This window comes from Flavobacterium sp. LC2016-01 (genome assembly GCF_009711135.1).
Classification (GTDB): Bacteria; Bacteroidota; Bacteroidia; order Flavobacteriales; family Flavobacteriaceae; genus Flavobacterium.
In genome coordinates this window covers 979,348-1,000,689 of sequence record NZ_WMIC01000001.1, presented here as the reverse complement: position 1 = coordinate 1,000,689, position 21,342 = coordinate 979,348, and the positions used below count along the sequence as shown (strand labels likewise).

16 protein-coding genes are annotated in these 21,342 nt (G+C 34.9%); 6 read left to right on the top strand and 10 right to left on the bottom strand.

Going from position 1 to position 21,342, the window contains the following annotated elements:
* The 5 genes from GKZ88_RS04435 to GKZ88_RS04415 all read left to right on the top strand — a co-directional run.
* On the top strand, nt 1-3,624 hold a 3,624-nt coding region (locus tag GKZ88_RS04435; RefSeq protein ID WP_155101181.1), incomplete at its 5' end, for a gliding motility-associated C-terminal domain-containing protein.
* A 20-nt stretch (nt 3,625-3,644) separates the two neighbouring features.
* Entirely contained in the window at nt 3,645-4,568 is a 924-nt protein-coding gene (locus GKZ88_RS04430) for a type IX secretion system membrane protein PorP/SprF (RefSeq protein ID WP_155101180.1), read from the top strand.
* Nucleotides 4,569-4,579: 11 nt separating this feature from the next.
* Nucleotides 4,580-6,508, top strand: a complete 1,929-nt coding sequence (locus GKZ88_RS04425; RefSeq protein ID WP_155101179.1) for an OmpA family protein — start codon at nt 4,580-4,582, stop codon at nt 6,506-6,508.
* Between the two features lie 201 nt (nt 6,509-6,709).
* Complete coding sequence (locus GKZ88_RS04420) at nt 6,710-7,285, top strand: phospholipid scramblase-related protein (protein WP_155101178.1); 576 nt, start codon at nt 6,710-6,712, stop codon at nt 7,283-7,285.
* Between the two features lie 168 nt (nt 7,286-7,453).
* Entirely contained in the window at nt 7,454-8,074 is a 621-nt protein-coding gene (locus tag GKZ88_RS04415; protein ID WP_155101177.1) for a hypothetical protein, read from the top strand.
* Nucleotides 8,075-8,230: 156 nt separating this feature from the next.
* Here the strand turns inward: GKZ88_RS04415 and GKZ88_RS04410 are convergent, their stop codons facing one another.
* Genes GKZ88_RS04410 through GKZ88_RS04390 form a run of 5 tightly spaced genes read right to left on the bottom strand, consistent with a single transcriptional unit; the run spans nt 8,231 to nt 14,077 of the window.
* Complete coding sequence (locus tag GKZ88_RS04410) at nt 8,231-9,331, bottom strand: AI-2E family transporter (RefSeq protein WP_155101176.1); 1,101 nt, start codon at nt 9,329-9,331, stop codon at nt 8,231-8,233.
* Nucleotides 9,332-9,367: 36 nt separating this feature from the next.
* A complete protein-coding gene (locus GKZ88_RS04405; protein WP_155101175.1) occupies nt 9,368-10,060 on the bottom strand; it encodes an ion channel in 693 nt (230 codons plus the stop codon).
* 37 nt (nt 10,061-10,097) lie between these two features.
* Nucleotides 10,098-11,666, bottom strand: a complete 1,569-nt coding sequence (locus GKZ88_RS04400; protein ID WP_155101174.1) for an MFS transporter — start codon at nt 11,664-11,666, stop codon at nt 10,098-10,100.
* A gap of 3 nt (nt 11,667-11,669) precedes the next feature.
* The gene (locus tag GKZ88_RS04395) at nt 11,670-12,731 is read right to left on the bottom strand and encodes an HlyD family secretion protein (protein WP_155101173.1); all 1,062 of its coding nucleotides are present in this window, start codon (nt 12,729-12,731) and stop codon (nt 11,670-11,672) included.
* An 11-nt stretch (nt 12,732-12,742) separates the two neighbouring features.
* On the bottom strand, nt 12,743-14,077 hold the full coding sequence (locus GKZ88_RS04390) for a TolC family protein (protein ID WP_155101172.1): 1,335 nt from the start codon (nt 14,075-14,077) through the stop codon (nt 12,743-12,745).
* Nucleotides 14,078-14,321: 244 nt separating this feature from the next.
* On the opposite strand from GKZ88_RS04390, the gene GKZ88_RS04385 reads away from it, so the two are divergent.
* Complete coding sequence (locus GKZ88_RS04385; RefSeq protein ID WP_155101171.1) at nt 14,322-15,395, top strand: BamA/TamA family outer membrane protein; 1,074 nt, start codon at nt 14,322-14,324, stop codon at nt 15,393-15,395.
* A 12-nt stretch (nt 15,396-15,407) separates the two neighbouring features.
* Here the strand turns inward: GKZ88_RS04385 and GKZ88_RS04380 are convergent, their stop codons facing one another.
* From GKZ88_RS04380 to metQ, 5 genes are all read right to left on the bottom strand, one after another.
* On the bottom strand, nt 15,408-16,148 hold the full coding sequence (locus GKZ88_RS04380) for a ZIP family zinc transporter (protein ID WP_155101170.1): 741 nt from the start codon (nt 16,146-16,148) through the stop codon (nt 15,408-15,410).
* A gap of 121 nt (nt 16,149-16,269) precedes the next feature.
* On the bottom strand, nt 16,270-17,337 hold the full coding sequence (locus GKZ88_RS04375) for a type II asparaginase (RefSeq protein WP_155101169.1): 1,068 nt from the start codon (nt 17,335-17,337) through the stop codon (nt 16,270-16,272).
* Nucleotides 17,338-17,361: 24 nt separating this feature from the next.
* Entirely contained in the window at nt 17,362-18,810 is a 1,449-nt protein-coding gene (locus GKZ88_RS04370; protein ID WP_155101168.1) for an aspartate ammonia-lyase, read from the bottom strand.
* An 831-nt stretch (nt 18,811-19,641) separates the two neighbouring features.
* On the bottom strand, nt 19,642-19,893 hold the full coding sequence (locus GKZ88_RS04365; RefSeq protein WP_155101167.1) for a hypothetical protein: 252 nt from the start codon (nt 19,891-19,893) through the stop codon (nt 19,642-19,644).
* Between the two features lie 601 nt (nt 19,894-20,494).
* Nucleotides 20,495-21,307, bottom strand: a complete 813-nt coding sequence (gene metQ / locus GKZ88_RS04360; RefSeq protein ID WP_155101166.1) for a methionine ABC transporter substrate-binding lipoprotein MetQ — start codon at nt 21,305-21,307, stop codon at nt 20,495-20,497.
* Between the last annotated feature and the right edge of the window lie 35 nt (nt 21,308-21,342).

The window sequence follows — 21,342 nt, the reverse complement described above, 5'->3', positions numbered from 1 at the left end:
GGATTATGGACTGTAGGCGCTTTATTGAACGGTGCTTCGCAAACTTTACAATTAACAGCAACTGTAAATCCTTCTGGCGTATATCTTAATTTTGCTGAAGTAACGGCAAGCGATTTACCAGATCCTGATTCAACTCCGAATAACGGAATTACAACTGAAGATGATTACGCTACTGCAACGATTACACCAACTGCCCTATCTTCTGATTTATCTTTAACTAAAACGGTCAGCGATTCATCACCAATCATTAATACTGAGATTACTTTTGAATTAATTATAACTAATAATGGTCCACAGAATAACACAGGTGTTCAGGTTACTGATTTACTTCCTGCAGCTTTTACCTTTATTAGATATAACGTCTCAACGGGAACTTATGATGCAGCGACAGGATTATGGAACATTGGAAATTTAATGAACGGACAATCAGAAACTTTACAAATTACAGCGAAAGCAAACGCTATTGGAAACTTCGTTAATAGAGCTGAAGTTACTGCAGCAGATCTTCTTGATCCAGATTCAACACCAAATAATGGAGTAAATCTAGAAGATGATTATGCTATTGCACTTGTGGGCACAAGAGCAGAAACACCGCCACCGCCTCCTGTATCTGATTTATCTTTGACAAAAACGGTTAATAATGCAACTCCATTAGTGGACTCTCAAGTTACTTTTGAAGTTGTAATAACCAACAATGGGAAAGATGACAATAAAGATGTTCAGGTTACAGATTTACTTCCAACTGGATATACTTTTACTGGATATACAGTTTCAACTGGAACTTATACTCCAACAACAGGTTTATGGACAGTTGGCAACATAATCAATGGAAAATCGGAAACTTTGCAAATAACTGCAACTGTAAATCTAACGGGAGATTATCTTAATATTGCAGAAGTAACCGCAGCAGGTATTGACGATCCTGACTCAACGCCGAACAATGGTGTTACTACAGAAGATGATTATGCAACGACTTCAACAACTCCTAACCCTCAAACTGCAAACCTATCATTGACCAAAACCGTAGATAATCCGGCTCCGCTTATAGGTTCTTCTGTTACTTTCGAAGTTATTATAACAAACAATGGCCCTCAAAATACTGCTGGTGTTGAAGTAACCGATTTATTGCCTTCGGGATATACTTTCAGCAGTTACTCGGCCACTAAGGGAACTTATAATAGAACAACTGGAAAATGGACTATTGGTTCTTTAGTCAATGGTGATTCTCAAACTTTACAAATAACAGCAACCGTAAATGCTGTAGGCAATTATAGCAATATTGCTGAAGTTACAGCAAGCAATCTGCCAGATCCAAATTCAACACCAAACAATGGAGTTGCAACAGAAGATGATTATGCTGTTGCGACAACTATCCCTATTGCTCCTAATACCGATTTATCACTTACAAAAAATGTTGTCGGAACTAATCTAAGTCCAATATTTGGTGCAACAGTAACATTTGAAATAACAGTAAAAAATAGCGGACCACACACAGCCACTGGAGTAACCGTAAAAGATATACTTCCAAGCGGTTTTGAATACGTTGTTTATAGTGCAACAACAGGCCAATATCTTAATTCAACTGGAGTATGGAATATTGGAACAATTCCAAATGGAGAATCTGAAACTTTATTAATAAGCGTCAAGGTCAATACTACAGGTAATTACACTAATATCGCAGAGATCAATACTTCGAATGAATTTGATCCTGACAGTACTCCAAATAACAATGTGGCAGGAGAAGATGATCAGGATGCACAAATACTTACACCAGTACCAGCAGAAACAGATCTTTCGATAGAGAAAAGTGTTGTTGGCAACAACCTTACTCCTGCTATTGGATCACAAATTGCATTTACCGTTACCGTTACCAATGATGGCCCGAGTACATCAACCGGTGTAACAATTAAAGATATTCTTCCATCAGGCTATCAATATTTATTTTTCAATTCGACATCTGGAAGTTATGATGCAGCAACAGGAATATGGACGCCGGGAACTATTTTATCCGGAAACAGCCATACTTTATTGATAACTGCAATTGTGAAAGCTCCAACTGGCACCACAGACGAATACTTAAATACAGCCGAAATAATGACTTCAGATCAACATGATCCTGACAGTACTCCAGGAAATGGTATCATTACAGAAGATGACTATGACAGTATTTTTGTTACACCAGTAATCGTGATGGCCGATTTATCTCTCAGTAAAACGGCATTAAATGCTAATGCCACTTACGATGTTGGTTCAACTGTTATTTTCACTGTTACGGTTAAAAATGACGGTCCTGCAAATGCCAGCGGTGTATCTGTTAAAGATTTATTGCCTCCTGGATTCAGGTATGTTACCAGTGCTCCCACTAGCGGTCTTTACAATTATATTACCGGCATTTGGAATGTCGGTATTGTAACAGCAGGTAATGATGAATCGCTGGATATATATACAACCGTAAATCCTCCAACAGGAGCTGCGGGTGAATACACAAACACAAGCGAAATTACTGCCAGCAATCTACCCGATCCTGACTCGACTCCAAATAATGGCATTATAACAGAAGATGATTACGCCAGTCTTAAAATTAATGTAGCAGTTGCCGACTTAAGTTTAGATAAAACAGTAAGCAATAAAAATGCAAATGTAAATGAAGTAATCACGTTTACGTTACAGCTTAACAATGAAGGACCAAGCACAGCAACCGGCGTTAATGTCGATGATATAATTCCGTTAGGTTATCGCAATATTGCGAATATCAGCAACGGAGGAATATTCGCTAACAATACCATAAAATGGGCAAACTTGACTGTTCCTGTTGGAGGCGTGACACTGACTTATCAAGTTACAGTTGCTAATCCTAAAGGGCTTGATCATGAAGATTATCTAAATATGGCTCAGGTTACGGCTTCTAATCAATTTGACCCTGACAGTAAACCGAATAATGACAATGGTGATCAGAGTGAAGATGACGAAGATTCTGAATTCATCAATATTCCATCAACAGATATCGCAATAAATAAAGAAGTTGACAAAACCGATGTCGCCATGTACAGCAGCGTAATCTTTACCGTTACAGCCGAAAATCTTGGAAATTTAACCGCAACAAATGTTGAGGTAAAAGACCTGTTGCCAAAAGGATATCAATTTGAATCTGCCTCTGCAACATCTGGAACTTATAACAGCGCAACTGGAATTTGGGCAATTCCAAGTGTTGCATCAAAAGGCAGTCAAACGCTGACTTTAAATCTAAAAGTTGTTGATTTTAAAGATTATCTCAATATCGCTCAGCTGGTTTCAATGGATCAAATTGATACTAATGCCTCTAACAATCAAGACAATGCAACGGTGTCACCAAATTGCTTGAAAATTTGGAATGAATTTTCACCAAATGATGACGGTCAAAATGACACTTTCTACATTGATTGTATCACCCAATATCCAGATAATCAACTATCCGTATTTAACCGTTGGGGTAATATAGTGTACTTCAAAAAAGGTTACGACAATACTTGGGACGGTAAAGAAAAAGGATCTGCAAAAACACTTCCAGATGGAACTTATTTCTACATTCTGGATCTCGGAGATGGTTCTGAAAAAACTTCTGGCTGGCTTTATTTAAAAAATTAAGATAACCAAAATAATTGGCTATGATTAAAGATATAAAAAAGGTTTTTACGATAATTACAATGCTTTCTGTATTGGGAACTTATGCGCAGCAAGAACCACAATACACGCAGTATATGTATAATACACTCACGGTAAACTCAGCTTATGCCGGATCGTTGGGACATTTGGCGATTACAGGTATTTACAGAACGCAATGGGTTGGTCTTGATGGAGCGCCAACAACGCAGTCTTTTACGCTTGACACGCCAATCGGTAAAAAAGTTGGACTTGGTTTGTCTGTGGTCAGTGAAGAGATTGGTCCTTCAGAAGAACAGTTCATTGATGCCAATTTCTCTTATACTATTCAATCTGGAGAAACGCATAAATTGTCTTTTGGTGTAAAAGGCGGTGGCAGGGTCTTAAACATCGACTGGACAAAAGGAAGCCACCGTGATCCTGATGTTGCGTTTCGTGAAAACATAACGAATAAATTTGTACCGGTCGTTGGTGCAGGATTATACTGGCACGGCGAACGCGATTATATCGGATTATCAATTCCAAATTTTCTGACCAGGGAACGCTATAATTATGATGATATTGCCGATGATCTTGTGAACGAAAGAATGCATTTATATTTAATTGGAGGAATCGTATTTGATCTTTCTGCCAATACCAAATTTAAACCGGCAATGCTGCTAAAATATGTATCCGGCGCTCCTTTAATTGCAGATTTTTCGGCCAATTTCATGTTCAACGAAGTTATTACGCTTGGCGTTTCTTATCGTACATCAGATTCTGTTAGTGCTATGGCCGCTTTACAGATTGCGTCTCAATTTACTGTTGGTTATGCCTATGATTACAGCACAACTGAATTGCAGAACTATAACAGCGGCACACACGAAATTATGCTTCGATTTGAATTAGTCTCACGCAAAAAAGGATTAAAATCTCCGAGATTCTTTTAATACTGACCTATATGAAAAGAACAATTATTATACTTGTATTGCTGGCCATTCAAATGGTTTATTCGCAAACTAAGAACAAAACGGCCGATGCTCTTTTTGATAAAATGTACTATATAGATGCAGCAAAGTCGTATGAAATGTCGATAAATAATGGGGATACTTCTAAAGAAATGCTGCAGCGCGCCGGCGACGCCTATTATTTCAATACACAAATGGAAAATGCCAGCAAATACTACAGTAAATTGCTTTCTGATTACCCAATTGAAGTTTCCGCCGAATACTATTTTCGTTATGCACAATCTTTACAGGGCATTCAAAATTATGAATTGGCAAAAAAATGGATGAAAAACTTTTCTGAAAAACAAAAATCATCCGATTCCAGAGGGCAGAATTTTTCACTTAAAACAGTAACACTCGAAGATATTAAAAAACTGAAACCTCAGTTTTTACTTGAAAATCTTGAAATTAATTCGGCTTACTCTGATATGGGGCCAATGTTTTACAAAGGCGATTTAGTATACTCCACAACTGTTGATTCTTCTTTTTTAAAAACAAATAAATACGGATGGAACGATCAGCCGTATTTAAACATGCAGCTTGGAAAAATTAGTCCGCAACAGACAAATGTAAGTTTCAAAGAACGTTTTGGAAAAGAAATCACAACACAATATCATGAAGCCTGTGTGGCATTTTCGCCTGACGAACAAACTATTTATTTTACCCGAAACAATTACAATGGAAAACTAAAAAGAGACAGCAAAGGTGTAAATAATCTAAAAATTTATTCGGCAACGGCTGTAGAAAATGATAATGGATCTGTTAAATGGGAAAATGTAAAAGAACTTCCTTTCAGCAGCGATAATTATTCCGTTGGACAGCCAACTGTCAGCAAAGACGGAAAAAAACTCTATTTTGTTTCTGATATGCCCGGAACAATTGGTTCTGCTGATATTTTTGTAGTTGATATTTTAGGAAAAGACAAATATTCTAATCCAAGAAATCTTGGCGAAAAAATAAACACCAGCGGACGCGAAATGTTTCCGTTTATAACAGATAAAGCACTTTATTTTGCTTCTGACGGCTTCTTGGGTCTTGGCGGACTTGATGTTTTTGAAAGCCATTTAAACAATGAAATTTTTGAAAATCCTGTAAATCTCGGTGCACCGCTAAACAGCAGTATGGACGATTTTGGCTATATCGTAAATGAAGATACCAATAAAGGTTTTGTTTGTTCAAATAGAAAAACAGGCAAAGGCGATGATGATATTTATTCTTTTGAAAGAAGCTGTGTACAATCAATAGACGGTTATGTTTTTGATGCCATTTCTAATAAAAAAATTCCGGGCGCAATTGTAACGCTTAAAAATAATGAAAATCAGAAACTGCAGGAAACGGTTTCAAAAATTGATGGAACATTTGAATTTAGCGAAAATATTGAATGCCGTACTCCTTACACAATTGAAGCGGCAAAAGATAATTTCACAACAAGCACCAAAGCAATTGTTACACCCGAAAATTCAGGTATAACCGAAGTTCCCATTGGACTTGATCCTGCTCTTATTGAACGAAAAGATGGTCTGCTGAAAATCAAAATCGGGATTATTTTCTTTGATCTCAATAAATCAGAAGTTCGTTATGATGCCGCAATTGAATTGAATAAAGTGGTTTTATTAATGACGCAATATCCAACGGTTGTCATTAAAATTGAATCCCACACTGATTCCCGTGCCGATGATCAATACAACCTTGAACTTTCAGATCGAAGAGCAAAAGCAACCCGAGATTACATTATTGCGCAGGGAATTGCGCCTGAACGTATCGAAAGTGCTATTGGCTATGGTGAAACCAAGCTTGTTAACAATTGTTCGAACGGAGTTCCTTGCACCGAAGCACAGCATCAAATGAACAGACGAAGCGAATTTATTATTACTAAAATGTAATTTCAACTTTAAAAAACTCTTTTTTTTTTAAAATTTGAATCGCACATTTTAGTACAATGATTATCAGTGTAGTTAATTTCTTTCAGTACTGTTGTTTATTTTGTTTTTTGACACACAAACAGGTATTTCTACCTATTTTTAACTGTAACTTAAATTATAATTTTGAGCACCAAAAACAAATAACCAACTCATTACAATTATATGCCTTCAGATTTCTTTGAAATTAATAACTATTTTGTGGACAAAAAAAATGGCTTACAGGAAAATTGCCATATCTATAACGAGAAAAGAGAAAGGATTGGCCGAATTAAACAAAAATTCAGCTTAATTCAAAAAGTACTTCCAACGATTATCAGCAAATCGATACTTCCTTTTAATATTGAAATTAGAAGTGCAAATGGCGGTTTAGAAGCTACTATTTTAAAAAGAGGCAATTTCTTAAAATCTGAAATTATAATTCAAGATGCTTCTGGGAAAAAAATAGGAGCAATAAATCGAAATTTCAGCTTTTCTAAACCTGAATTCAAGATTCTAAACACTTCCAATAAAGTAATTGCGGAAATCTGTGATGTATGGAAAAAATCCAACTTTATTATTAATGATTCTTCCGAAAATCAGATTGGATCAATACACAACAACTGGAACGGAAATATGAAAAATAGTATTCCATCAACAGACAGCTACAAAATAAGTGTCATGCCAATTTATTCACAGTATGAAGAAAAGATAGCTGTTTTAGCTAGTGCAATTGTTGTCAATATGTGCTTTTTAAGCTAGAAAAATATCTTTTACTAAGGGTCTTTAAATTCACCAATACCTTAAAATTTATTTTGAAAAGCCTATTTCTTTTTTTTCTGCAATAACATCAATTGGCGTAAAAGGCAATAAATGCTTTAATTAAATGTTTATACCTATAGAGATAAACAAATTTAATTTAAAGAATATATGCATTTATTACCATTGAAAAATAGAATAGGATTTTTGTCTTTAATTCTTGTAATCGGGATTTCGATTCAAGGTTATGCGCAAAAAGAACTGGATAACAAATACAAGTCAATTCCGGCGAAAACTCCAAAAACAAAAGAAGTTGTGCCGCCAAAAGAAGAAGCTCCAAAAGTTAATCCGCCAGCGCCTGTTGAAAAACCGGATCCTTCTAAAATTGATCCAAAAGAATTGTTTAAGGATACTAATTTGTATAAGTCACCTGCAAACGTAGAAGGTATTTTTTACAGACAAAATCAATTTTTGGGAAGTTTTAAAACATCAACTTTTACTTCAACAATTCGTTATCGCGACGCCGCTTTTGTAGACGGCGATAAAATTAAAGTATATTTAAACGATAAGATAATTGAGCCCGAAGTTACAATGAATGGAGAATATCAAGGTTTTAAAATTACCTTGGTTCCCGGAATTAATAAAATTGATTTTGAAGCTTTAAACGAAGGATCAGCATCACCAAATACAGCCGAATTTCAAGTATATGACGACAAAGGCGCTGTTATTGAATCCAGCCAATGGAATGTTGGAACTGGTTATAAAGCTACCATTGTTTTGTATAAAGAGTAACTTAATTCGTTGAGCAAAATTATTTTAACACATAGAAACATAGCTTTAGATTCGGGACTATGTGTTGGATAAAAAATTAACTTTTAAGACTAAAATCAAAAATCCCACTTCGCTCAAAAAGTGGGATTTTTACTTATATACTAATTCAAAACAAACTTATTCTAAAGGTTCTGGAATTTCTAAAGGATCAACAATTGGTTCTTGATGATCATTAACCCAAGCAATGAACAGTTTGTATCCAATTGAAAAAACAATTGGCCCAACAAACAATCCTATAAATCCTGACATAATAAATCCGCCTATAACTCCAAGGAAAATAACAAGCATGGGCACAAGAGCACCTTTACCAAGTAATAACGGTTTCAAAACATTATCAGATAATCCGCTGATGATGAAAAATATCGTCCAGAAAATGGCGTAACCCGAATCGCCTGTAGAAAATAAATAAACGATTACGCCAATATTAATAATGATCGGCCCAATCTGTAAAATGGAGAATATCAGACATATTAAAGTCAAAATTCCGGCATATGGAATATCGGCTAAAAACAAACCAATCGCCTGAATAATGGTCTGAATCACGGCAACGCCTAATATTCCTTTTACCACTTGGTAAATAGTCGAAACAGAAATAGTCATGATTTCATCTGCTTCATTCCCAGCGATTTTTTTAAGGAATTTCATAGCAAAAACTTTAGCGCCAGGTGTTACTAACAAGATACCAGCAATAATAACCGACAATATAAATTGCAGAAATGCCGCACCTGAACTTAAAATACTGCCCATAATTTTTGTCGAAAACTCTTTTATTTGGTCCTGATATTTAATAACACCCTGCTCCAAATCGGTTGACATGGCAAGCAAAAATTCATACAAAGGTTTCCCTACTACCGGCCATTCTTTTATGGATTGTCCCGGTGGCGAAATTTTAAGCGTTCCTGCATCAAAACTGCTTTTCAGTTCTAAAAAATTAGCTGTTGCCGCTTTTAGAAAATAAATTAAAGGCACTAACATGATAGCAATAATTACAATCGTAATAATTATTGAGGCCAATGTTTTTCGGCCTTTTAATATTCGCTGTAAAAAATCAAATAAAGGAAGAAATACAACCGAAAGTATTACTGCCCAAAGAATCGGCATAAAAAATGGCAACAGTAATTTTAGGCAGAATCCAACAATGAGGAAAATGAAAAATAACTGTAAAATAGTATCAAAGAGCTCTTTGCGTTTATTTGAATTTGAATTTGAAGTTTCCATGTTTATTTTGATTTAGATATGATTGGTTTAATTTGATTATTCTTGCTTTTTGATAGAAAAATTGGCATCAGAAACCAATCTTCCTATTAAGATTACGGGATATAAAACTCCAGTAAGAACTTCGATCTGAACTAAAGAGCGCGCCAAAGGATGCAGCGGCACTATTTCGCCAAAACCTGTAGAAGTAATACTGATATAACTGAAATACATAAAACTGGCCTGATCGCTATTACTTTCAAATTGAGATTTAACTATGTTGAAAGACCCCTCGATGTGCCTAAAAAGAAATAAATACAGGGTACACCAAAGATGAACCAGAAGCATATATACTACTATTGAGCCTATAATACGGTAAGTTGTAACGGGTCCGGGTTCTAAAACCTTTCTTAAAACCAGCATAATTAAAAGTCCCATAACCGCTATAGTCAAAAAGAGGTCTGCAAATAAAATAATGATATTTCTATTGAAATAATCAATCCACTGAATGATAACAAACAAAATGGGAATAATTGAAATAATAAACGCCTGTTTTTTATGTTTTGAAAGCGAAAAAATTCCCGCAAATAAAAACAGCATCCAAAAAATATTTAGTCCCACCATAAAGCGGGGATAACTTCCAAAAAATGGAATGGCAATAAAATGCATTATGAAAAGCAAGATAAGCATACCTCCCAGCCCACTTTCTTCTGCCCATAAACGATATAAAAGGCGATTCTTATTTCCTATCATAATAATTCATTTTATTAATTTAATTGCTTTATATAAATTAGATTGGTATTGGCTCTACTTCTACTTTTCCTATTGGCCTGCGCCAAAGTTTAAAGAGAAGAATGATAAAAATGGGCAAAAAACATATCGCCGACATGACGAGATAAACATCTTTATAGGCTAATAAAATAGAAGCTTGCGAGGTTTGATTGGAAAGACTTTTTTCGGCCTTTTTTTGCGCCTCAGCATCCGATAATCCCATGTATAAAAAATTTCTTTTTGAATTGGCCAATTGATTCTGTGCCATCTTATTTGTCTCTGACAATTGCTGGCTCAGTCCGGTTTTATGCAGCACATTCATATTCGAAATAAAAGTTCCTAAAATAGCACCGCCTAATAGTGAAGCAAAAACGGCCTGTGCAATGATACCGCTCATCATTCTTGAAGTACTTAATTGCGGCGGTACGCCTTCAGAAATATATAATAAGGAAACAGGAAAAAGAAATCCCATTCCGATACCTTTAAAAACTAAGGGCAGAAAGAAATCAGACGAATCGATTCCGGGATAAAATCTGAAAAAGAGCACGATATGATATAATCCGTAACAGGCAAAGCCAATAATCCAGATAGTTGCCAGATAAATTCGTTTATACAACAAATAAGTACAAAGCGGAATCGACAAACACAAACCAAACAGCAATGCCAAGTGGGTCAGCGCATTAAGCACGGGGTCAAATCCTAAAACGTTTGTCATATAACCCGTTACAACGCTTCCCGTTCCATTAATAATTCCGATATAAAACATCAAAAAAGCGCCAATAACCACATTTTTATGTTTATAAACATCTGGATTGATGATTGGATCTTCTGTAAAACGAACGTGAAACAGATATATTCCGGCTGTTATAAATAGAAATCCTATTGCTAATGCGATTTTCGGGTCACTTAACCAATTTCTAGTCTGACCTTCGGCACATAAAAAGAGAATAAGGATGAAAAATAAAATCATGATAATCCACCCTCTCCAATCAAACTGAAATTTTTGTTTCATCGGTGCAACATCCGCTTTATAAAAAAACCAAGCCAAAATAATGCAGATTAAAAAATTGACATTTAAAAAGTAAATCCCAAAAGTCCAATTATGAAAACTGGTAAAATGAGCGCCAAAATATTGATACAAATGCTGACTTCCTTTTTGAATAAACTGCAGAATTCCGTACAGCAAAGCCATATTAAAAACAGGATTGTATTTTAGTAAAATAGGAACCATAGAAGCAAATATTCCAATGACCGATATTATGGCTAAAAGCGATCTAAAAAAAACAAACCATTCGATCGTTGATACAAATAATAAAGCGGTATTGAAAATCAGCGACAAAAAACCGGCCGACAAAATCATAGTCCTGATCTTGATTTGCTTTCCTAATTTTAACCCTAAAGGCATAAAAGCAAGCATAACAAAAATGGGAATATAAACAGAATAGGAAAAAACCGTAGTCGAAGCCCCAAAGTGCCCCATAATCTGCGAATTATCATAAGCGGTGACATTCAGTCCATTAAAAAAAGGAATGGTTAGGATATAAAGTCCTAAAAGGGTAAAAATGCTTCCTTTTTTTCCTGCAATCATCTTTTATTTTTTTACATCGACTGTTACATTCATTCCTGGTCTTACATCGCGCAAGTCCTTTGCAGGATTTTCAAACTCAATTCTTACCGGAATCCGCTGTGTGATTTTTACAAAATTTCCGGTTGAATTATCAGGTTCAACCATCGAAAACTTGGCTCCAGTTGCTGGCGAAAATCCGGTTACTTTTCCTTTAAACTCTTTTCCGTCAAGCGCATCAATTGTAATGGTTACTTCTTGTCCGGGTTTTATTTTCTCGATCTGGGTTTCTTTGAAATTGGCCGAAACCCATAATTTTTCGTTCAAAACAATTGTTGCAATAGTCTGATTCGTATTTATTAATTCAGCAATAGACAAATTTCGTTCACCTACATATCCATCACCCGGCGCTATGACCACTGTGTATGATAATTGAAGCTTTGCAGCGTCAAGATCAGCCTTTTTTCGGGCAACTGTTGCTCTGGCTGCTTCTAAATTAATGCTGCTTTGTTTGGTTATCGAGGTGCTTGCATCAAGACTTTTTTGACCCGCTTTTACATAAGCTTCTTCCGATTTTAATTTTGAAATCACCTGATCATATTGGTTTCTAGTCACAGCCGAATCAGCATACATATTTTTGAAACGCTGATAATCTTTCTGCGCTTTTTCAAGACTTGCCATGTCGCCCGCCAGTTTTTCTTTTCCCGATGCTTGATTAGATGCCGATGTTGTAATATTTTGTTCCAATGAATGCAGATTTCCTTCGGCTATAGCCAAATCTGCTTCGGCCTGCATTACTTTTATAAAATATTCCGAATCATCAAGAATTACAAGCGTATCGCCCTTATGAACAAACTGATTGGCCTCAAACCTGATTTCTTTAATATGTCCCGTTGCTCTTGCTGCAACACTGTTGATATAAGCTTCAACCTGAGCATTATTAGTAGTTTCATAAGTACTGAAATCAAAAAACAAACTCAAAATCCACACACCTCCGGCAATCAAAAAAACAAAAGACAGCACGGTAAGAATGGTATTTCTCTTTTTATCCTTCAGATTGGTTTCATTTTGTGTATTTGCTTCGCTCATAATCTTTTACATTAAAGTTTTCCCATTGCGTATTGCAGCGAATAATATTGAATAATTAAATCAAGATTGGCATTAACCAATGAAATTCGGGAGTTGTTCAACTGTAATTCGGCATCAACTATTTCGCTGATTAATGCAAAATCATTGTCATAACGGCTTTTTACAATTTTATAATTGCTCATGGACAGCTCAACATCTTTTTTATAGGTTTTAATATTTTCTTTGCTTTCGGCATATCGTACATAAGCATTTTTTACTTCCGTACTTATTTGATCTTTAGTCACCTGCAATGCTATATTGCTTTTATCCACTTCAAGCCTGTCTCCAGAAATGCGGTGTTTTAAATTATAAAAACTCGAAACATCCCAATTTAACGAAACGCCCGCCGCCCAATAATTTAAAATATTTACATAATTGGGCCATTGTGCAGGATATTCGGTATTCAAAATCAGGTTAGCATTTATATTGGGCATAAAACCGCTTTTGGTCAAACTCAAAGATGATTCCGATAATTTAATTTTAATTTCGGCTCTCCTTATTTCTTCTCTGTTTTGATAAGCCTCGTCTAAACTTTCCTGCAGATTTAGATTTTCTGTTGGAAGCATACTTTCTGTCACCACCGGTTTTAAAATTGTATTTGTGGGAAAACCAATTAAAATATCCAGATAATTGCTGATTAATTCTATAGTATTTCTGCTTCTAAAAACAGAAACTTTAAAATTTGACTGCTGTAATTCTGTTCTTAATAGGTCACTTTTTATATTTTGCCCATTATTGACACGCGATTTTAACTGTCTGATTCGAAGATCTGTGTTTATAATATTTTGCTTCGTCACTTCAATCTGTCTGTATAATTTCTCGAGTGTAAAATATTGTTCTGTAATTGCATTTTTTACATCGGCTTCGGTCATTTTTACAACCGATTCCTGCATTTGGCTTAAAAGTTCCTGTTGATCAATTCTTTTGTTAATGGCCCTTCCGGCGTAAATTGGCAGTGACGAAATAATATTGGCGAAAGCCTGATGATTGTAATAATCTACTGAAATATTGCTCTCGTAAAAACCTTTATAGATTTTAGGATCACCTATATACGTATAGCCTCCATTTAAACCAATGCGTGGCATTTTAGCAATTTTTGCCTGTCCCACATTTTCATTGGCTATAGCCAAATCTGTATTGGCCATTTTAAGCTGACGGTTATTTTGAATTCCTAATGTTATTGCCTCATCTAATTTTATTGTTTTTGCTGTTCCAAGACTATCCTGCTGGCCAAAACTTAAATTGACACAACAGCAGGCCAAAGCCAAAATCTTTAATTTAAAATCTTTTAACTGACAATAATTCATCGAATTTTACGCATTTAAAACTGATATTATTACATTGATTTTTAACTACATAAATAGAGTTCTAAACTTTTTAATTACTATTTTATAATAAATAAATGTAGAGAATTCCTAATAAGGAAATTGCAATAACTTGTTCCATTTTATAAAATGAAACACTTTAAATCACACTTGGCAGTTATAAAAAATAAATAGGTTTTAAATTAGATGACAAACAATTTTGTTTCCTAATTTCATCTACATCTACATGCAGAAAATTTCAATAATTATATCTCTTTTACTGGTTTCTTTTGGTTCATTGGCACAATCAAAAAAAGCTGATAGTACTACAACAGCAAAGGGGCAGCCTAAGAATATTGATTTTAATGTAATGCCTTACATCAGTTATAACAGAACGCTGGATTTTATGTTTGGTGCTATCCCAATGATGATGTACAAAACCGATAAAACTGATACCATTTCGCCAAAATCATTATCTGGTCTAAGTGCCATTTATACTACAAACAAATCTTATTTTATCTGTTCGTTCAATAAATTTCATTTTGATGAAGACAAATGGCGCGCTCAGCTTTTTTTTATAACTGGAAATCAAAATTCACAATTTTTCAATGATGATTTTGATTCTGGCGATTTTTATGATTACGGAACAAAAACAACTCTGATTAGTGTGAGTGGACTCCGAAAAGTATTCAAATCGTTTTATGCCGGCATCGGTTATGCGTATGCACATTATGATACAACTTATCAGGATGATATTCAACCCGCCTCTACTACTCACACAAATGGCCTGCAAGTCATTGCGCTTTATGATACTAGAGACGCTGTTTATTATCCTACCATGGGGAATAAAGCAAGAGTAAGATGGATCAGTTATCCTCAGTGGTTTGGTAATGATGTTAGTGCCAATAAAATTATTTCAGAGTACAACACTTATTTCCCGATGCGTGATAAAACTGATGTACTTGCGGCACGTTTTTCAGGTAAATTCGGATTGGGAGACATTGCTTTTGAACAGCAGGTTACCATTGGAAATGAGGATATAAGAGGTTATTCTGAAGGAAAATACCGTGGTGACGGACTTATGGCTTTACAAGGCGAATACAGATATAACTTTCACAAAAGAATGGGGGTTGTTGGTTTTGCCGGCGTAGCCACTATTTATGGTTCTGATACGCCAAGTTTTGACTGGAAATTATATCCCGGAGCTGGCGTTGGTTATCGATACCGCGCCTTTAAAAACGAAAAATTCAATGTTGGTCTTGACGGTGCCGTGGGAAAAGGCGATTGGGGAATTTATTTTAGAATTGGAGAAGCTTTTTAAATCTAAAAAACACTAACCCATATTTTCGTAAACCACCACACAAACCGAAACAAAAAATCCGATTACGGTATAAACTCCTGCCGATTTATGTCCGTGTTCATAAGCTTCTGGAATCATTGAGTTTGCCAGCATCATTAATATAGCACCGCCTGCAAAAGCTTGAATAAAGGAAAGCCATTCGTTTGAGGCATCTCCAAAAACAGCATAACCTGTTACCGAAGCCAGAGCACACAAAAGCGTTATAAATATCCAGAGCAAAATTATTTTCATATTGCTCCAGTTTCCTTTTTTCATTCCAGATGAACCCGCAATGGCTTCAGGCAGATTTGAAATAAAAACGGCAACCAGCATCGCTAAACTTCCTGATTGATGTTTGAAAAAACCTAATCCTATAATAATTGATTCTGGAATTCCGTCGAGTATTATGGCAAGTACCATTGGAACTATTAAATTTGATTCTTTGGCTGCACCGATTTTTAACCGATTTTTAGCCCCAAAATGACCAATAAGCCGGTCAGCGCCATAAAATAATAAAGCGCCGCTAAAAAAACCAAATGTGGGATAATTGCTTCCTCTTCCAAGTTTTACGGCTTCAAAAACTAACTCATAAGAAATGGCCGAAATCAAAGTTCCTGCTCCAAATCCCATAATTTTCCCGATAAGACTGTCGCTTAAATTAAATCGGATAGCAATTATTCCTCCCAGAATTAAGGAAGATGTTGCCAGCAGACCAAATAAAAAAGCGTCAAGCATACAAAATATTTTAAAACAGCTTCATAGGTTTTATTAAACCATTTATAATAAAACCTATTCGGCCATCATTAACTAAACCAATTATAAAAAAATGAAACTGTTATAGTTTTCGCTTAGAATCTTAATATTCCAAGAATATTTTTTGGAGCTCGTCCAATTTTCTAGGCTTAAGCAATGCCACTGTCAATAGAATTCTAGATTTTTGCGGATTTAATCCATAAGATGCAATAAGTCCTAATTCATCATCATTGCATTCTACATTACGTCCTACAATTCCAGTTGCAACGCGCGAACTTCTTACTACGATAATTCCTTTTTTGCTCGCTCTTGCACAGGCATCGAGCGATTCTTTATTCATATTTCCATTTCCAACTCCTGCAATTACAATTCCTTTTGCTCCTTTTTCAATCGATGCATCTATTAAATCGGCTTTCATATCAGCATCGGCATAAATAATATCAACACGCGGAAAAGCGGTAACGCCTTTTACATCAAATTCAGAAGTTTTTCCATATTTCTGATCAGGATAATGGTAAAAATCATTTATTCCATAAGATGTTGTTCCGATAAGCCCGCGTATTGGCGACATAAAAGTCTGAACCGCAGTAGTACTCACTTTTGTGAGTGCCTGAGCAGAATGAATCCAATCGTTCATTACTAAAAGTACGCCATGCCCTTTTGCCTTTGGATCTGCAGCTACAGCGATTGCATTATATAAATTTAAAGGTCCGTCTGCACTAATCGCTGTTGAGGGGCGCATTGAACCCACAAGTACTACAGGTTTATCTGTTTTTACAACAAGATTTAAAAAATAAGCTGTTTCTTCCATAGTATCAGTTCCATGTGTGATCACAAAACCATCAACATCTTTGCTTGAAGCCAGTTCATTAATTTTGTTTGCGACTTTCATCATAATTTCAAATGACATATCCTGAGATCCAACATTTGCAATCTGTTCGCCTTTAATATCTGCAAGCTTCATAGCATCTGGAACCGCATTTACCATAGCATCAATTGTAACCTGACCCGAAGTATAACCAGACTGTACACCTGTTTTTGCAGCACCTGCAATTGTTCCTCCTGTCGCCAGAATAAGTACTTTAGGCTTCGCCTGTCCAAACATACTGATGCTAAGCGATAACAATAGCAGCAAAAAGATTTTCTTAAAAAATATTAAATTTAATTTCATGGTTATTGATTTTTAAGTTGAGAGTTATTTTTGACCTGTTAAGCTGGCAGGATCCAGAAGTTTTTTGATTTGGTCTTCAGTCAGCAGTTTCTTTTCACGAATAAGTTCTAGAATTCCTTTATTGGTAGCAAGTGCTTCTTTTGCGAGTTCTGTTGTTTTTTCATATCCCAATACAGGATTTAGAGCGGTAACAATACCAACACTTCTTTCCATGTAATGGTTTAAAATATCTTTGTTTACTGTAATGCCGTCAATACAATTTTTTCTGAATAATGGCATTGCTTTAAAAAACAGTCCTTGTGATTCCATCATTGCAATGGCCTCAATTGGTTCATAAGCATTTAATTGTAATAAACCAGACTGAGCGGCTAAAGTTACAGTTAGATCGTTCCCTATTACTTTAAAACAAAGCTGGCCCATAAGCTCAGGCATTACAGGATTAACTTTACCGGGCATAATTGAAGATCCAGGCTGAAGTGCCGGCAAATTGATTTCAAAAATACCTGAACGAGGCCCAGAAGCCAGAATAATAAGATCGCTGCTGATTTTTGCCAATGCAACAGCCATGCTTTTAAGCGTCGATGAATACATTACAAATCCTTGCTGGCTGGTGGTTGCCGCAATAAGATCTTTACTCATTACAATAGGTTTTCCTGTAATTTTAGCCAAATGAACGGCTACTTTTTCAGCATAACCTGGTGAAGCTGTAATACCTGTACCAATTGCTGTAGCTCCCATATTTTGCTCACATAAAAACACTTCGACTTTGCGCAAAGCATTAATTTCGGCATCAAGCTGATTTCCAAAAGCGTGAAACTCTTGACCAACTGTCATTGGCACAGCATCCTGCCCTTCTGTACGTCCCATTTTTAGAACATCTTTAAATTCATCTCCTTTTTTATGAAATGACTGCGAAAGCAATTCGGCTTCTTTGATCAGTTTATCGTTATGAAGCAGTAATGCCACTTTTATCGCAGTTGGGTAAACATCATTAGTAGATTGTCCCATATTCAAGTCATCATGAGGTTCGATAAATTGGTATTCCCCTTTTTTATGACCGCTCATCTCGAGAGCAATATTGGCGAGAACTTCGTTAACGTTCATATTTGCAGATGTACCTGCACCGCCCTGATACAAATCTACCAGAAACTGATCGTGATATTTTCCGTCAATAACAGCCTGACAGGCTTTTTCGATAGCAGCGAGTCTGTCTTTTTTAAGTCGGCCTACATCAGCATTTGCTCTTGCAGCAGCTAATTTTACCATCGCAAAAGCTCTTACATAATCAGGATAAAATTGTGTTGTCATGCCGCTTATCTGAAAATTCTCTAACGCGCGGGCCGTTTGAACACCGTAATAGGCATTATTAGGAATTTGCTTGTCGCCTAAAAGATCTTTTTCTGTTCGCGTCTGCGCTTGTAAAGAGGTAATACACAAACCGCACAGTATGATGTATTGTATTTTTTTATACATGGTTTCTATTTTTTTGTTGGTTTATTTTTAGAACTATCAGTAATTATTTTTTACAATTTCAGTATCTCAATAATTTTTGATTCAGAATCTTATTTAGTTACAATCAAGTACAATAATCTCCTTTTCTGATGTTTTTTTTACGCCATCATCTCGACCATGTATGAGGTTTATGGTCAGAAAGCAAATTAAAATGGCTAGATACCTTATCTTGACCATACTTAAACACTTTTTTTTCATAATAACTATAGTTTAAAATTGTTTGATTACAACTAATGAACTTAATTATAGGGGCTAAAGCTGGGCTGATATTTATAAGAAACTGGGCATTTAAATTCAGGTAGTAACGCTGCTTGTAGAAGGTATTGGCGTTTATTAAATGCAGATAAAAAAATATTTGGCGTAGTACTAATCTTAGTAAAATATAGCGTCCTTTTAACGGGACATTTAATTTTTTCGGATTTTATGCTAAATGATTATAAATTTACGAAGTAAACCCACATAAAAATTCAACTTTTTGTTTCATTTTATAATTTGCAACATCATAAAAAAGCCTGATTTTTTTGAAAAATAAACCTGTAAAGTATTGAAAATACTGTTATTTCAAAAAAGCAATAAAAAAAACAGCCTTAAACAATCGTTAAAACTGTCGTTGATTTCGGTTTTAAACATTTAAAAAGTCACTTCAATTTAAAAGACAGAAAAAGTTTTATGCAATTAAATTTTTTGTTTTTTTCGGAATTAAAAAATCTTTAAAACGCAAAAATCCCATTTCTAATGAAATGAGATTCTGTAACTTACTAACTAAATAACTAAAAAAAATTCTATGAACATTTATTTTTTGTCCCATCCATTTCTAATCAGATAAATTAAAATTTCTTCTTCTAATTCTTTTGCTAAATTTTCAGCTTCGAGTTTGTATTGAAAATATTTCTCGAATTTCATTTTGTACTTCTCTGTTTTGAGTGTGCTTGCGCAATAATCATCGCAGATTGTTTTAAAATTATCATCTGACGAATATAAAACCTTTAGAGATTCTAAATATTCTGAAAACTTTAAATTATATAACTCTTTGGGAACAGACATACTATACAATTTATAAAATTAAATGAATTCGGAATTTGCCTAAAACAAAAGAAATTAAAAACTAAAATGTTTTATAAAAAACTACATTCCAACAACATACATATTCTAATACTTCATAAAGTTAAGCTACAATAATTCTTAAAAGATATTATTTTAGAGCAAGTCTGTTTCATATTATAAAATGAAACCTAATGTTTTTGAACGGCTTAAAATGCATCATTTTTATTAAAAGGATATTTCTAGACCTAAATTTAACAATCATAAGATTTTCGCTGCTTTTTGATTAAAAAGCAATACCTAACTGTTAAAATTGAAACTTATAATTTCTTCTTCTGAATAAAAAAGAAAAATTACATCAAGTTCATCTAAAAAAGAAAAACAGACAGCATCAAAATTGATACTGTCTGTTTTTTTTATCTGAAATATTTGTATGGTTATGCATTACTTGTACTAATCTTGCAAATAGCACACAGATGACACAGATTTAAATCGATAAAAACGGATTTTTAAATAATACTCAGTGAAAATCCGTTTAATCTGCGTCATCTGTGTGCTTTATTAAGTTACTACTCCGCTTAGCAGAAAATCATAATTTTTTAAATTACCAGCCTTTTACAGCACCGCCTTTAAATTCTTGCTCTGCAGCTTTTTCAACTTCAGCAGATTGAAAAGCTTGTAAAAACTGTTTTACTCTTTCGTCGTTTTTATTGTCTTCACGGCTTACAACCAAATTTACATAAGGCGATTCTTTATCTTCAACAAATAAAGCATCACGAGAAGGAACCAAACCTGCTGCAGAAGCAAATGTATTGTTAATAATTGCTATAGCAACATTAGCGTCATCTAAAGCGCGTGGCAATTGTGGCGCTTCTAATTCTAATATCTTTAAATTTCTAGGATTGCTTACAATGTCAGTTACTTTAGGAAGCAATCCAACGCCTTCTTTCAATTTTAATAAACCGTTTTTCTGCAAAAGCAATAAAGAACGTCCTCCGTTTGTTGGGTCATTCGGAATAATAATTGTGCTTTCGTTTTTCAATTCCGAAAGGTTTTTTATTTTTTTCGAATACGCTGCAATTGGGTAAACAAATGTTTTGCCGATAATCGCCAGTTTATAACCGCGTTGTTTCGATTGTTCATCTAAATAAGGTTTATGCTGAAAAGCATTGGCATCAATATCTCCCTGGCTTAAAGCTTCATTTGGAACTACATAATCATTGAAAGAAACCAATTCAACTTCTAATCCGAATTTTTCTTTTGCTACTTTTTTAGCTGCTTCAGCCACTTTTAATTCGGGTCCAGAAGCCACTCCAACTTTAATAAAATGCGGATCATTGTTTTTGCTTTTCCCACAATTTGATAAAACAAGCGCCAAAGCCAAAACTCCAGCTGTTTTTAAAATATTTAGTTTCATGTATTTTAATTATTAATTGTTAACTATAAATTATT